The organism is Myxococcus sp. AS-1-15 (genome assembly GCF_020037055.1).
Taxonomy (GTDB): Bacteria; Myxococcota; Myxococcia; order Myxococcales; family Myxococcaceae; genus Myxococcus; species Myxococcus fulvus.
In genome coordinates this window covers 81,467-96,412 of the sequence record NZ_JAIQDF010000016.1, presented here as the reverse complement: position 1 = coordinate 96,412, position 14,946 = coordinate 81,467, and the positions used below count along the sequence as shown (strand labels likewise).

6 protein-coding genes are annotated in these 14,946 nt (G+C 69.5%); 4 read left to right on the top strand and 2 right to left on the bottom strand.

Going from position 1 to position 14,946, the window contains the following annotated elements; translation table 11 throughout:
• Complete coding sequence (locus tag K8625_RS34200) at positions 1-1,047, top strand: squalene/phytoene synthase family protein (RefSeq protein ID WP_223785046.1); 1,047 nt, start codon at positions 1-3, stop codon at positions 1,045-1,047.
• On the top strand, positions 1,044-3,014 hold the full coding sequence (locus tag K8625_RS34195; protein WP_223785045.1) for a 2,3-oxidosqualene cyclase: 1,971 nt from the start codon (positions 1,044-1,046) through the stop codon (positions 3,012-3,014). The genes K8625_RS34200 and K8625_RS34195 overlap by 4 nt, the downstream gene beginning before the upstream one ends.
• A gap of 1 nt (position 3,015) precedes the next feature.
• Here K8625_RS34195 and K8625_RS34190 read toward each other — a convergent pair whose 3' ends face one another.
• Positions 3,016-3,390, bottom strand: a complete 375-nt coding sequence (locus K8625_RS34190) for a hypothetical protein (protein WP_223785044.1) — start codon at positions 3,388-3,390, stop codon at positions 3,016-3,018.
• 182 nt (positions 3,391-3,572) lie between these two features.
• On the opposite strand from K8625_RS34190, the gene K8625_RS34185 reads away from it, so the two are divergent.
• Complete coding sequence (locus K8625_RS34185; RefSeq protein WP_223785043.1) at positions 3,573-10,598, top strand: RHS repeat-associated core domain-containing protein; 7,026 nt, start codon at positions 3,573-3,575, stop codon at positions 10,596-10,598.
• Positions 10,599-10,631: 33 nt separating this feature from the next.
• Here the strand turns inward: K8625_RS34185 and K8625_RS34180 are convergent, their stop codons facing one another.
• The gene (locus K8625_RS34180; protein WP_223785042.1) at positions 10,632-12,674 is read right to left on the bottom strand and encodes a transthyretin-like family protein; all 2,043 of its coding nucleotides are present in this window, start codon (positions 12,672-12,674) and stop codon (positions 10,632-10,634) included.
• Between the two features lie 230 nt (positions 12,675-12,904).
• On the opposite strand from K8625_RS34180, the gene K8625_RS34175 reads away from it, so the two are divergent.
• Positions 12,905-14,935, top strand: coding sequence for a lipoxygenase family protein (locus K8625_RS34175; protein WP_223785041.1), 2,031 nt, complete (start codon positions 12,905-12,907; stop codon positions 14,933-14,935).
• Positions 14,936-14,946: the final 11 nt, after the last annotated feature.

The window sequence follows — 14,946 nt, the reverse complement described above, 5'->3', positions numbered from 1 at the left end:
ATGGTCGCCCATGAAGAGTCGTTCTGCCGAGCGGTGCTGCCCCGGGTCTCCCGGACGTTCGCGCTGAACATCCCCTTGCTACCTCCTCCCCTGGACCTCGTCGTCACGGTGGCCTACCTGCTCACCCGCATCGCGGACACGGTGGAGGATGAAATCCAACGGCCCCGGCAGGAGGAGCTGTTCGCCGCGCTGGCGGACCTGGTGCGCCTGGCGCCGGGCTGGGAGGCTCGCGCCCAGGCCTTCGCCCGCCTGGCGGGAGACGAGTTCCTGCCCGACGCGCCCGAAGCGGAGGTGGAGCTCATCGCGGGGACCTTCTCCGTGCTGAAGACCCTGGCCTCGCTCCCTCCCTGGGCCCAGGCCCCCCTGCGCCGCTGCGTGCGCATCATGACCCACGGGATGAGCCAGGTTCAGCGCAGGCACGGCGGCGGCGAGTCGGTGCTGGGGTTGCCCGACCTCCAGACGACGCTCGCCTACTGCTACTACGTGGCAGGCGTGGTGGGCGAGATGCTGACGGAGCTCTTCATCGCGCACGCCCCCACCCTCGACGAGCGTGCGCGGGCGCAGCTGCGCTCCAGGGCCATCATGTTCGGCGAGGCGCTGCAGCTCACCAACATCCTGAAGGACGTGCGCGAGGACCTGGACCAGGGGCGCTGCTGGCTGCCGCTGGACCGGATGGCGCTGCACGGCCTGGAGCCCGCGACGCTGGCCCGCCCCGAGCTGCGCGCCCAGGCGATGGCGCTGCACTCGGAGCTGGTGGTGATAGCGCGCAGGGCGTTGGACGAGGCGCTCGAGTACACGCTGGCGCTCCCGCAGAGCGAGCCGGGCCTCCGGCTGTTCTGCCTCTATCCCCTGTTCTTCGCGGTGACGACGCTCAACCTCGTGGATGGCAACCCCGCGGTGTTCGACACCACGCCCTTGAAGCTCAGCCGGGAGGTGGTGCTGCGGCTCATGCTGCTCACGCAGGAGCGGGTGGCCTCGGACTCGGCGCTGCGGGCGCTCTTCGCGGAGTGCTCGCGCGTGCCCTCGGAGGTGGAGGCGGCGAGATGACGCGACAGGCGCGCGAGGTGCTGATGCGGACCCAGGAGGCGGATGGCTCCTGGAAGGGTGACTACAGCGGCCCGCTGTTCCTGAGCCCGCTGTACATCATCGGCCTTTACGCGATGGAGCGGGCGCCCGACGCGCCGCTGGCAGACGGGCTGCTCTCCTACTTCCGAGCCCACCAGAACGAGGACGGTGGCTGGGGGCTCTCGCCGGAATCCCCGAGCCGGGTCTTCACGACGGTGCTCACCTACGTGGCGCAGCGACTGCTCGGCGTCGAAGCCGACGACCCGGACCTCGTGCGCGCGCGGGCCTGGCTCCTGCCTCGCGGCGGACCGCTGGGCAGCGGCTCCTGGGGCAAGGCCATCCTCGCGCTGCTGGGCCTCTACGAATACGAGGGGCTCACCCCCACCCCACCGGAGCTGTGGCTGCTGCCCAAGGCGCTGCCGTTCCATCCCTCCAGGATGTGGTGCCACTGCCGCATGGTGTACCTGCCCATGGGCTGGCTCTATGGACGCAAGGCGCGCGTGCGGCAGACGCCCCTGCTGGCCGAGCTCAAGCGCGAGCTGTACCCGGTGCCCTACGAGTCCGTGGACTGGAAGGCGGCGCGCCAGCGGGTGGCCGACACCGACGCGTACACCCCGCGCAGTCCCTGGCTGCGCGCCGCGAGCCGCGTGCTCGGGCTCTATGAGCGGCTGCACTCCAAGCGCCTGAGGGCCCGCGCGCTGGAGGAGTCGCTCGAGCAGATTCGCGGCGAGGACGTGGCCACGCACTTCATCTGCATCGCCCCCATCAACAAGGTGCTCGACACCGTGGTCTGGCATCTGGCCCGGCCCGACGGTCCGGAGGTGCGCGCCCATCTGGAGCGCCTGCCGGACTATCTGCAGCGCACCCCCGAGGGCGTGACGCTCAACGGCTACAACTCCTCCCAGCTCTGGGACACCGCGTTCGCCATCCAGGCGCTGGTGGCCTCGGGCGCGGACCACGCCCGCGAGACGCTCGCGCGCGCGAGCCGCTTCGTGGAGTCACAGCAGGTGCGCGAGGACTCGCCTCACCACGAGCGCTTCTACCGCCACCCGAGCCGCGGCGGTTGGCCCTTCAGCACGCGCGAGCACGGCTGGCCCATCAGCGACTGCACCGCCGAAGCCGTGAAGGCGTGCTTGCTGCTGGAGCCGCTGGGCCTCAACCGCGTGCCGCGCGAGCGACTGGCCCAGGCCGTGGAGCTCCTCCTCTCGCTGCAGAACCGCGACGGAGGCTGGGCCACCTATGAGCCGACGCGGGCGCCGCGCTGGCTCGAGCGCATCAACGCCTCGGACGTGTTCGCCAACACCATGGTGGACGTCAGCCACGTCGAGTGCACGTCCTCGTGTGTCCAGGCACTGGTCGCCTGGAAGAAGGTCCAGCCGGAGGCGCCCGTGGAGCAGGCCATCACCCGGGGCCTGGCGTACCTGCGGCGCACCCAGCGCGAGGACGGCAGCTGGGAGGGGGCATGGGGCGTGTGCTTCAGCTACGGCACCTGGTTCGGCGTGACGGCGCTCGTGGCCGCGGGGGCTCCGCCAGCAGACCCGGCGCTGCGCCGGGCCGTGCGCTTCCTGGAGGAGCACCAGCGCGAGGACGGCTCCTGGAGCGAGACCCTCCAGGGCTGCAGTGAGCGGCGCTGGGTGGACGGCCCCACCGGACACGCGGTGACGACGTCGTGGGCGCTCCTGGCGCTCTTCGCCTGCGGTGAGGCCGACTCGAGGGCCACCCGCCGGGGCGTGGCGTGGCTGCGCGCGCGGCAGGGCGCCGATGGCCGCTGGCCCCGGGAGCCGCTGGCGGGCGTCTACAACCGCACCGGCGGCATCCACTACGACACCTATCTGCGCACCTTCCCGCTGTGGGCCCTGTCGCTCGCGGAGCGCACGCAGCGCCGCGCCTTCCCGCCCATCCAGGTCCTCACCCTGCCGCCCCTGGAGGCGGGGGCCCTGACGCCCTAGCTCACAGGGGCTGGGCTTCGATGCCGGCGTCGTTCATCGCGTGGACCACGAAGAGCGTCAGGCCCGGGTTGAGGAACAGGGTGCGGAACTCATCGTCCGAGAGGGTGTGCACCGCCCAGCGCACCGCGGCCGCGTCGTGCCCGAGCGCCTGCGGCGAGGGGACGAACCGGAGCGCGTCGGTCGCCGTCTCCCGGCTCTGGAACACGGGGATGCCTCCCTTGGGGCCGGCCATCCACAGCCCGGCGCGCGCCCCCGCCTCGTTCTGCGCCTCCAGGACATGGTACGGCTGCCCCTCGGGAGGAAGGACGGAGTCCAGTCGCTTCATCCGGTCCACGAGGGACTCGGTGGCTTGCTTGTTCGGCGCATCTCCAGACATGGCGTCTCCCACTCACTGAGTCCATCGAGGCAGGTCCGTCGCCCCCCGCGCCCAGGACCCTACACCACCTGGATGACAGCCGAGCGAAGCGACGCGGGCGGGTGAGGGAGTTCGCCCCCCTTGCGCGTCATCTCCACACCCCCACCCCCCGGGGGCATGGAGACTTCTCGATGAGACACCCCTTGTTCCTCTTACCCGTGCTCCTGGCCGTCGGAGCGGCCAGCGCCAACGGCCCGGATGGGCACCTGAGTCAGACAGCCCCCACGGGCAACACCGGCGGAGCCCTGGCCGTGACGGCGACGGGCCAGGCCGTGACCTCCATCCCCCTCCAGGTCCCTCCTGGCATCGGGGCCCTGTCCCCCTCCCTCAGCGTCAACTACAGCAGCCACACCGAGAACGGAGAGCTCGGCGTGGGGTTCTCACTCGCCGCCACCTCGAGCATCAAGCGCTGTGGCCGCATCATGAGCGACGACGCCACGCTCCACCCCATCACCTTCCGGAACGAGGCGAACGAGAGCCCACCCCAGTTCCCGGCGGACTGGCTCTGCCTGGATGGCATGCGGCTCATCGGCTTGAAGAACAGCCTGAAGGTGGGCCGCGTCTACCGCAAGTACAACGACGACGGCAGCCGCGTCCTCGCGAAGGCCTCATCCGACGGGCTGCCCGGCTTCGAGCTGCAGCTGCCGGACGGCAGCAGCCACTTCTACGGCACGGACGACCCGAGCCGCGTCTACAGCTTCGACCTGGACCTCACGGGGGCGCCCATCAAGCTGCCGTACGAATGGAAGCTGACCCGGGTCCGGGACCCGCACGGCAACGTGATGACGTACCACTATGCCTTCACCGACAACTTCACCGACCCGCTGGGCACGCACTCGCGCCTGGACCACCGGTTGACTGAGATCCGGTACGTCAACAACACCCGCCGCGTCACCTTCCAGTACGAGCGCCTGCCGGAGCACGAGGTCTTCAACGGCTTCTTCTCGATGACCCGCTACCGTCACTCCTTCCGGCTCAAGGGCATCTCGACCTTCGCCCCCTCCGCCATCGCGACCGAGGGCCAGCGCCTGGTGAGACAGTATGTCTTCACCTACGCCAACAACACGTCGACGACGAAGCGCTCCCTGCTCCAGAGCCTCCAGGAGTGCGTCCAGGAGAGCGGCGCCGCGGTGTGCAAGCGCGCCACCGAGTTCACCTGGCAGGCCGGGGGCTTCTCCGGGAACATCCTCCTGGACGACAAGGCGGGCGACTTCGCCTTCGACCAGAAGCTCTTCCCCGTTCACGGCATCCCCGAGCAGGACCACGAGGCCGTCTTCCAGTTGCTCGAGCTCGACGGCAACCAGGACGGGACCACGGACATCCTGGTCGCCCCCTGGTGGGAGGGCGGCAACCAGGCCCAGAACTGGAGCTTCTGGGCCATCCGTCCGTCGCCCCAGGAGTCGAGCATCGTCGACACCGGCATCCCCGTGAGGGCCCCGCAGCCGATTCCGCAGACCCCGGTCGAGGTCTGTGATTACACCAAGAACTGCCGCACCTTCCTGCTGCCCGGAGATGCCCTCTCCAGCACGACCTTCGAGCTGGACGGCGACGACCGCACGGACGTCCTGGTGCCCATGGGTGAGCACGCGGACCTCCCCTTGAAGTGGGGCTTCGGCCAGGGGCTCCAGGTCCTTAAGCAGACCCCGGGACTGCCCCAGGGCTTCGCCACCGCGGGCGCGTACATCCCCTACCCCAACTCCGCTCTGCTGGTCGCCCCGGGCGACTTCAACGGCGACGGGCTCTCCGACCTGATGGTGTGCGCAGAGAACGAGGACCGCCATGGGTTCTTCGACCCCCAGAACGGCTCCAAGACGCTGCCCCCGGACCTGGAGGGTTCGAGCCTGTATCAGGGCCACTGGGTCTATCTGGAGAACAGGAGCTACCTCAATCCCTACACCTTCACGCCGCTGACGCTGACGGAGCACCCCTGCTCCGCCCTGGACAAGATCCACGTCATGGATTTCGACGGCGACGGCACGGACAACCTGCTGACCATCCGCGGCTATGACCGCAGCGGCGCCCACCAGGTCTCCCCGCCGGGCGACTGGCCTCCCCTGTGGGAGAACGGCTCCTGGTTCAGCCCGGCGCAGTTGCGAGGCAGGACCTACCAGGCCCTCATCTTCCACACGGGCCTCGGCGGGCACGCCCAGGAGTCGGACTTCTACACGCGCAACACGGGCCTGCCGTTCGACTACTACCAGCGCCTGCACGCGGGCAACGGCGGCAACCGCGCCTGCCTGGACCAGTACGGCGCGCTGTGCCGGGGCAATGGCTTCGGCGCCGACAAGGTCGGTGACGTCAACGGCGACGGGTTCCCGGACGTGGTCCGCTTCGAGTCCGAGGCCACGCTCGAGTCCAACGGGCTGAGCCCCTTCGTGACGCCGGGGAGCGACACGCTGCTGCCGGACGTGGGCGCGGCGTGGGCGGGGCGCATCGAGGTGTGGCTCAACATCGGCGGCTTCTTCGTGCGCAGCCATGACTGGATGCAGACGCTCGGCGCCACCTCGTTCCATGCGCAGTTCCTGTCCGCGCACCTCGTCGACTGGGACCGCGACGGCAGCGACGAGCTCTTGATTCGCAACGGCGTCCCGACGGACAGCAACGCCCAGCCCATGGTCATCAAGTATCCACGCCAGGGCGGAGGCACGCTCGAGTGGAGCATGACGACGCTGCCGCCCTTGCCCTGGTCGATGGACGAGCGCGGCCTGTCGCTCGGTGACTACAACGCCGACGGCCTGCTCGACGTGCTGGTGCGCACCCGCAACCCCGACAACGACGGCGACCCGCTCAACGACCCCTGGCTGCTCGACTTCCACGTCCGCCAGGGCGACGTGCCCGACCTGATGCAGCGCCTCACCAACGGCAACGGCGCGAGCTGGATGGCGCTCTACAAGCCCATGTCCGACCGGGACGTCTACCGCGAGGCCTTCGTCGCGTTCCCCGGACTGGAGGATGCCGTGGACAGCCGACGGGTCTTCGACACCCGTCCCCTGGTCTCGAGCCTGCTCTCCCCCACGGGCATCTCTCCGACGGTCGGCTCGCGCAAGACCGATTACTTCTACAAGAACGCGCAGCAGCTGCTCCAGGGACACCAGTTCCTGGGCTTCGAGCACCGCAACATCAAGAACGACGCGGCCACGGGCCCGGACGCGCCGCCCCTGGACTTCCTGGACCTGCGCCTCGAGACGTATTCGACGCGCAGCGCGAACATCAACCACAACGGCCGCGTCGCGCCCCATGCCGGCAAGCTGCTCCAATCCCTCTCCCTGCGCAAACTGAAAGACAGCCAGGACGGCGCGCTCGCGGTCCTCACCGAGAACCGCTACACGTTCGTCCCCCGAGCGGACTTCCATGGGGACCCGGACTGGCAGGTCGGCCCCGAATGGTTCGGCCCCTGCGGCTACCTGGTCAACCAGGGCATGTGCTCGTCCTACTTCTTCTCCTCCCTGACGCGCTCCACGGAGGTGCGGGCCTTCGAGCAGTTCAACTCCTGGCTCTGGACGTATGGCGGGCTGGAGTGGACGGCGCTGACGCCCGCGCAGTTCGCGGACATGGCCCACGCGGATGCCCTGCAAGGCATCCTCCCGCTGAAGCACACCCGGCGGGGCTACTCCACGTTCCCCGACGCCCAGGACCCTAACATCCATCACGACTATGACGAGCTGGGCTTCCCGACGCGCTTCTACTCGGAGGACGTGAGCTCCGGGGCGCGCTACGAGACCGACTTGAAGTACGACCACCGGCTCGGCGTCTGGCAGCTGGGCCTCGTGCTCGAGGAGAAGGTCACCCATCGGCTCCCCGGCGCCCTGCCAGAGGCCAGGACGCGCACGGTCCAGACCACGTACACCGCCACGGGCGAGCCCGACGTCGTCACGGTGGAGCCCACCCAGGCCGAGTACCGCTACACCACGCGCCATGGGTACGACACGTTCGGCAACGAGACGGCCCTCCAGGTGTCGGACGCCGAGGGCAATGACCGCAACCTCACCCTCCAATATGGCCCGGACGGCGTCTTCCCCATCTCCTTCACGAACGGGCTGGGGCACACCGCCACGCGCCGCTGGGAGCCGGGCATGGGGCTGGTCCTCTCCTCCACCTCACCCGATGGCGTGAAGTCCATCAGCGACTTCGACGGCTTCGGACGTCCGACGTTCAGCCAGGTCTGGAGCCAGAACACGGCGATGACGCCGGGCACGTCCATCACCTATGAGCCCCTGCCCTTCATGCCCCCCAGGGTCATCGTCGAGGCCCCCGGCCTGGGCATTTCGGAGACCACGTTCGACACGCTGGGCCGTCCGGTCCAGTCCGTCAGCAAGGGCTTCAAGGGCGGATACGAGGTCTTCAACTATGCCCAGTACGACGACCGCGGCCGCCTGGTGCGCGTCTCCCAGCCGGTGAAGACGGGCGAGTCCACCTTGTGGACCCACCTGACGTATGACGTCCGCAACCGCCTCATCGAGCGCTCCACGCCCGGCGACATCGAGGGCGTCATCACGACGCGCTGGATTCACGAGGGCCTGAAGACGACGCAGGTCGACCCCGACGGCAACCAGACGTGGCTGTTGTCCGACACGCGCGGCAACGTCGTGCGCTCGGCGGATGGCCACAGGCCAGACGCCCCGGGCACGGCGACGCAGATGTGCTACCGCTACGGCCACTTCGAGGGCCTGAACCGGCTGGAGCCCTGCACACCGACGCCCCTGCGCGCCCCGACCCAGTTCGTGCTGGACCTCTACAACCGGCGGCTGGCGATGAACGAGAAGCAGACGGGGTTGCAGACCTTCGACTACGACCCGCTCGGACAGCTGCGCAGCTCCATCGACGCGCAGGGCCAGACGCTGCAGTACGAGTACGACGCTCTGGGTCGCCCCATCGCCATCGTGGACTCGGGGGGCGGGAGCACGACGTGGGCCTACGACGTGAGCCGCCCGGGCTTCCTGCACCAGTCCGTCTCCCGCGACGGACACGCGAAGACCCACATGTACGACGTGTTCGGCAGGCCGAGCGCCACGGATTGGACCCTCAACGGCGAGGTCTTCCGGATGCAGACGTTCTACGACGCGTTCGGCAGGCCCCAGAGCCTGAGATACCCGACGGGCCTCACGGTGGGAATGCAGTACGACGACTTCGGCAACCTGCTGCGCCTCACGGGCTTCGACAACGCCAGCGTGGGCTTCCCCCTGTGGGAGCAGCTCCGGGCGGACCCCTACGGCGGCGTCCATGAGGCGCTCTTCGGCAACGGCATCGTCACCACGCGCACGTTCGATACGCACACGGGGAGGCTCGAGTCGATCCGCTCCGTCCTCCAACCCCAGGGCGCCGCCACCACGGTGCAGGACCTGCGGCTGGAGTGGACGAAGGCCCTGGACCTGCGCAAGCGGCTGGACGCCATCAACAACCAGAGCGAGTCCTTCCGGTACGACGCGAAGCACCAGCTCCTCGGCACCCAGGCCAAGAAGGGCGCCGTCACCCAGGACGCGACCTTCGTCTATGACGCCTTCGGCAACCTGCTGGACCGCCCGGACGTCGGCACCTACACCTATCAGGACGAGCGCCTGCAGACCGCCGGGACCACCGCGTTCTGGTACAACGACAACGGCGCGCTGATTGCCCGTTCGGTCAATGGCATCAACACGGCCCTGACGCATGACCCCCACGGCCGCGTCACGTCCATCTTCAGCCTGCCCACCTACGAGCTGAAGTTCGGCTACGACGCGGATGGCGAGCGGGTGCGCCGCTTCGACGCCCAGAGCGGGCTGGAGACACTCACTCTCGGCGGGTGGTACCGGCGCGAGCGGAACGTGAACACGCCGCTGACGCCGGCGCGGCACACGCACCTGGTCAAGGTCGGCGCCGAGACCATCGCGGAGCTGACGCGCACCTACAACGGCCAGGGCGGCGTCGTCACCTCGACCCAGCACTTCCTTCTGCCTGACGAGCTGGGGTCGACAGCGGTCGTGACGGACCACACGGGCGCGGTGGTGGAGCGGCGCAGCTACACCGCCTGGGGCCAGCCCAGGGACCCGCTCGACTGGACGCAGTCCACGCTGTTCAGCACCGCCTCCCTGGTCACCCAGGGCTTCACGGGCCATGAGGGCCGCGACGACGGCGGCTTCACGTTCATGCGAGGGCGGATGTACGACGCGTCGGTGGGGCGCTTCATCAGCCCCGACCCCATCGTCCAGGCGCCCTTCATGCTCGCGGACCTCAACCGCTACAGCTACGCCTGGAACAACCCGGTGAGCGTGACCGACCCCACGGGCCTGTGCGAGAAGGGCGGCGGTGACTGGAGCGGACCGGGCGTCTCCGGAGGCGCTGGGATTGCCGTCCCTTTCTCCATCCCCTGGGGGTGCGGCGCGGGCACCGGGAGCAGCGACCCCCTCATCCCCGAGCACGGCGGCGACGGCGGGCCCGGCTCGGGCGGCGGGGGTGGCGGCAACGGCCCGTCCTCGCTCACGCCGGGCAACCCCGAGCACGAGTACGCCGGGTCGAGCCCGAGCGTCGATTCGGTCCCCGTGCCCTCCGGAGAGGCGGCGGCGGGGCCGGTGCAGGTCCAGCGCGACACGTCGTCGTCCAAGCGCCAGCGGAAGGCCTCCGCGGCGCTGGCGCTGGCCCGGCGGGCATATGACCTGACCCGGAGCGTGTATGACCAATCCATCGCACAGGCGCGGCTGGAGCAATCCATGCGGGGGCTCACGCTCGACGTCGAGCGGTTCGACGAGCGCGTGCTCGAGCTCCAGGGCGCGGCCCATCAGCTCAGCGCCAGGGAGGAGAAAGCGAGGGAGGAGCGCGCCATCCGGCAGAAGGAGCGGGCCCGGGAGCGCCGACGGTTCAATCGCAAATTCGCGCACGGAACGCGCTGGCTGGGCCTGGGCCTGGGCCTCGCCAGCGTGGGCTCCGGAGGAGGGCTCCTGGCGCTCGGCTTCGGGCTCTCCAGCGTGGGGGTCGGCGTCGGGACGCAGATCATCACCGAGGATTCCAGTCCCCTCAGCACGGCGTCGAACCTCGCCGGTGGGGCTGGGACCCTCGCCGACGGGGTCGCCGATGCCATGGGTCGCCTCTCCCGATTCGGAGTGATGCTCGGGAGGTTCGGCGCCCGCATGACCATCTATGGCTACGTCCAGTTCGCGTCCGACGAGACCATGGAGTGGCTCACCCCCGACGAGTGAGCCGGACTGGCCACCCGCCCCGTCGGCGCCCGCTCAGATGTTGATGCGGGAGCTGACGGTGCGGATGTCCAGGCCCAGCGCGGCGAAGTCGGCGGCGTGCGCGCGCAACAGCTCCACGAAGCGCGGATGCACGTCCGCCTCCTCGTTCGACAGCAGGTAGCCGTAGCTCGTCTTGGACAGCATCCACGAAATCCACAGCATCTCCGTGGCCTCCTCGGGAGGCGGCGCCACGTCGTGGTCCGCCTCCGTCGACAGCGCGCCGTCCCTGCCCCAGCGCAGGCCCAGGCACGCGTAGAGCACCTCGCCCGCGTCGTCCCACTGGAGGTTGTTGGCCCACGCGTGGCGGAAGGTCGCGAAGAAGATGACGTAGCGGCACAGTTGCTGGAGCGCCTCCAGCTCGCCGGACTGGGGCGTGTCCGTGAGCGTCACCGGGCTGACGGCCTTCGCCACGGGCTCCGTGACCTTCGCGTCCAGGTCCATGCGCTCGGAGCGTACGAACCACGGCGCGCTCTTGCCCGGCACCGTCGCGCGCAGGTAGCGGCACACGAAGGCGGGGGCCGAGTGCGCCACCAGGTCGTCCGAGAAGCGCCGCACCTCGAGCCACTCGGCCGCGAGCGCCTGGGCATGCTCCGCGAAGAAGGCGCTCACGTGCTCGCCCAGCAAGCGCCAGAACAGGTTCGCCGCGCGGGCGTAGCGGTGTGACTCGCAGATGGGCGGCGCGGGCGCGAAGCCCTTCCAGTCATAGCTGCCCATCAGGTGCAGGAGCCGCGTCTCCACGCTCCGCTCGGTGAGCGCGCTGGCGCGGGTGATGTAACCCCGGGGTCCCACGAGGAAGCCATTGGCGGAGTGGTTGATGAGCACCACCTCCCGCAGGTGCGGCATCAAGAGCCAGCGCAGCGGGCTGCGCCGCAGGTTGCGATGCGCGGCGATGGCGTACTGCTCCACGTTGAAGTGGCACTGGCCCAGGTGGTTGCCCAGCTCCGTCTCCAGCGTCGCGCTCACCCGCGCCATCCGCTTCGCGGCCTCCCAGCCCGGGCCATCCGCGGGCGTGTAGCTCCGCCGCGTCACCGGCGCGCCCGCCTGCTTCACGCCCGGCTCACGCATGCCCAGGATGATGCGCGTGGGCAGAAGCCGCCCCTCCTCCAATCGCAGACGCACGTCCACGTCGGGGAGGCAGTGCTCGCCATCCTGCTCGTACGCGTTCCATGGGAAGTACAGCCGGAAGGCCGCCCTGTCCCCCGGCGCCTCCGGGTCTCCATCCATGAGCGTGGAGAACATGCCGTTGAGCAATCGCTCACCGAAGAACGCATCCGTGCGCGTGGAGCCCGGTGACTCGCGCTCCATCCGCACCGTCATCGCCTCCGGGTAGTCCGCCTGGATTTTGTCCAGCCCCGGCGCCTGTCCCAGCTTCCCCTGGAGCAGGTGGCGTCGCTTGACGAGCTCGATGGGCGCCACCGCCTTGAGCATCGCCAGCGCGCGGCCCGGCGCGTACGCCGTGGGCGGCGTGCCCTCCTCCGTGACGAGCAGCCGCGCCAGCGGCGTGGAGGTGTCGTATTCCCAGTACGGCAGCTTCAGCGTGCCGAAGTCGTGGTGGAGCCCACCATGGTCATCCGGCCCTTTCTCCGAGCCGATGCGCCGCCACGTCTCCACCACCTGCCCATCCGGACGGAAGCTGTGCTGGGGCTCGAAGAAACGCACCTCCAGGTCCGGCAGGTCCCCTTCGCCCGCGTCGGCCGGGTCATAACGCACACGGAAATACCCCTCCGGGTCCGTGAAGCCCTCGCCCAGGAAGTCATCCGGCGAGCCGAAGTCCCGATCCCACAGCTCCACCTTGATGTGGTGCAGGGCCTTGGGACCGCCGGGCCCCTCCTGCTCGAACACCAGACGCCCCACGGCGACCGCCGGGAGCGCGGCCTCATCCCGCGCGGGACGGCTCGCGCGCACGCGCGGGCCCAGCTCCCGGCTGATGGCCAGACGCTCCTCGAGCGCCAGCCCCGCGTACCACCGGGACAGCTCCTGGGCGTCGAGCACTTCGTTGCGTGGGCTCTCGCGTCCCTTGAATCCGAGAGAACCCATCCATCGGCGCAGCACCGCGAACATCATCCCCATCCCCATGTCACGGGCCCACGAGGCCACGTGTCTGTCATCAGCCCGACCTCTCCGGGAGTCGCTCGCACGCCCACTCGCCACACGCCCAGGACCATCCGTGCGCTGCGCGACGCCGGTTTCGTTCTCCAGGGAGGGTACCACTGCTTGAGCTCCTGCTTTACGCGTCCTACGGTCCTACCCGTTCCATAGGGGAGTTCATGACTGTCGAGTACAAGCTCAGGATTCGGACGAGCACGAAGCTCGGCGCGGGAACCGATGCGAACATCTCCGTCGTCCTGGTGGGCACGCGAGGTGAGAGTGGCCCGCACGTGCTGGACAAGCCCTTCCACAACGACTTCGAGGCGGGCGCGGAGGATGTCTATTCCGTGCAGGCCCCGGACGACGTGGGGGAGCTCGTGCTGCTGCGCTTCGGCAACACCGGAGGCATCGCGGCGGACTGGCTCTTGGACCACGCGTGGGTGACGGCCGGGGAGCGGCAGTGGAGCTTCCCCTTCTTCCGCTGGGTGCGGGGTGGGGCCACGGTGGACGTGCTGGAGGGCACCGCGAAGCTCGCGCGCCATGCGGGCTGTGAGCGGGAGACCGCGGCGAGGCGGGAGCTGCTGGAGGCGCGCAGGCGCATGTACCCGTGGCGTCCGGCGGAGGCGACCGAGGGGCTTCCGGGCGCGCTGGACCTCAGCGAGTCACGGCCCCTGCCGAAGGACGAGCTGTACCGGGGGCTGACGGAGGGCAGCTACGAGGTGGTCATCGCCAGGACGCTGGCCGCCATCAAGCTGCACCTGCCCCTGCTGTCCAAGGCCTGGAACGGGCTGGTGGACATCTTCGACTTCTTCAAGGGCCTGGAGGTGCCCCGGCTCGCCCCGCGCTGGCAGGACGACCTGGAGTTCGCGCGTCAGGCCGTGCAGGGCATCAACCCGCTCCACATCACCCTCATCCCCCAGCTGCCCCCGGGCATGCCGCTGACGGATGAGGACGTGAAGGGCATCCTGTCCCCCGACACCACGCTGGCCCGGGCGCTGGATTCCAAGCGCATCTTCCTGCTCGACTTCGACATCCTCGAGGACATCCCGATGTACCGGAAGGTCGACGAGGACGGCGTGGAGGAGCGCCGGTGGGCGCCCGCGGCGCGGTGCCTCTTGTACCTGGATGACCTGCGGCAGCTCAGGCCCCTGGCCATCCAGTTGGGGCGCGACGGCGGGAGGGACCCCGTCTTCACGCCGAACGACGACACGTACGACTGGCTCGCGGCGAAGATCTACCTGCGCTGCAGCGAGGGCAACACGCACCAGATGGTGGCGCACGCCCTGCGCACGCACTTCGTGGCGGAGCCCTTCGTGATGGCGACGATGCGCAACCTCCCGGACCCGCACCCCGTCTACAAGCTCCTGCGCCGGCACTTCCGCTACACGCTCGCCATCAACGAGGGCGCACGAAAGGGGCTGCTCGCCGCGGGCGGGGTGTTCGACGACTTCATCGCCACGGGCGGCCCCGACAAGGGACACCTGCAGCTGGGCAAGAAGGGCTACCAGCGCTGGAAGCTCACGGACAACCGGCCCCGTCAGGACCTCGAGCGCCGGGGTGTGCTGGACCCGGCGGTGCTCCCGTACTACCCCTACCGCGACGACGCGCTGCCCTTGTGGGATGCTCTGGAGGAATACGTCGGTGGGGTCCTCCGGTACTTCTACCCGACCGACGCCGACCTCGAGGGCGACACCGAGATGCAGCACTGGTGGAAGGACCTCACCGAGCACGGGCTGCCGGTGGACAAGCTGCCGTGCCGGGAGCTGTCGCGCGTCGACGACCTGGTCGACATCCTCACCACCGTCGTCTTCACCGTCAGCGTGCAGCACGCGGCGGTGAACTACCTGCAATACGAACACTACGCCTTCGTACCCAACGCGCCCCTGTGCATGCGCAGGGAGCCGCCCCGACAGAAGGGGACGCTGCGCGCCGAGGACATCCCCGAGATGATTCCCTCCAAGTCCCAGACGCTCTGGCAGGTCGCCATCGGCCGGGCGCTGTCCAGCTTCGGCGACGACGAGGAGTACCTGCTCCACGAGGGAGGCTGGCGGGAGGAGTACTTCCAGGAGCCCGAGGTGAAGGCCCTGCGCGAGCGGTTCGAGCAGCGCCTGCGCACCCAGCGCGACGTGGTGGCGGCGCGCAACGTGGGCGCCCAGGTGCCCTACACCGTGCTGAGTCCCGACCGGATTCCCTGCGGCATCACCGTCTGAGCCCTGGAGAC

Bases quoted from the DNA above. Each gene is read 5' to 3' on its own strand.
- K8625_RS34200 (WP_223785046.1), top strand. From the start codon at position 1: ATGGTCGCCCATGAAGAGTCGTTCTGCCGAGCGGTGCTGCCCCGGGTC.
- K8625_RS34195 (WP_223785045.1), top strand. From the start codon at position 1,044: ATGACGCGACAGGCGCGCGAGGTGCTGATGCGGACCCAGGAGGCGGAT.
- K8625_RS34190 (WP_223785044.1), bottom strand. From the start codon at position 3,390: ATGTCTGGAGATGCGCCGAACAAGCAAGCCACCGAGTCCCTCGTGGAC.
- K8625_RS34180 (WP_223785042.1), bottom strand. From the start codon at position 12,674: ATGGGTTCTCTCGGATTCAAGGGACGCGAGAGCCCACGCAACGAAGTG.
- K8625_RS34175 (WP_223785041.1), top strand. From the start codon at position 12,905: ATGACTGTCGAGTACAAGCTCAGGATTCGGACGAGCACGAAGCTCGGC.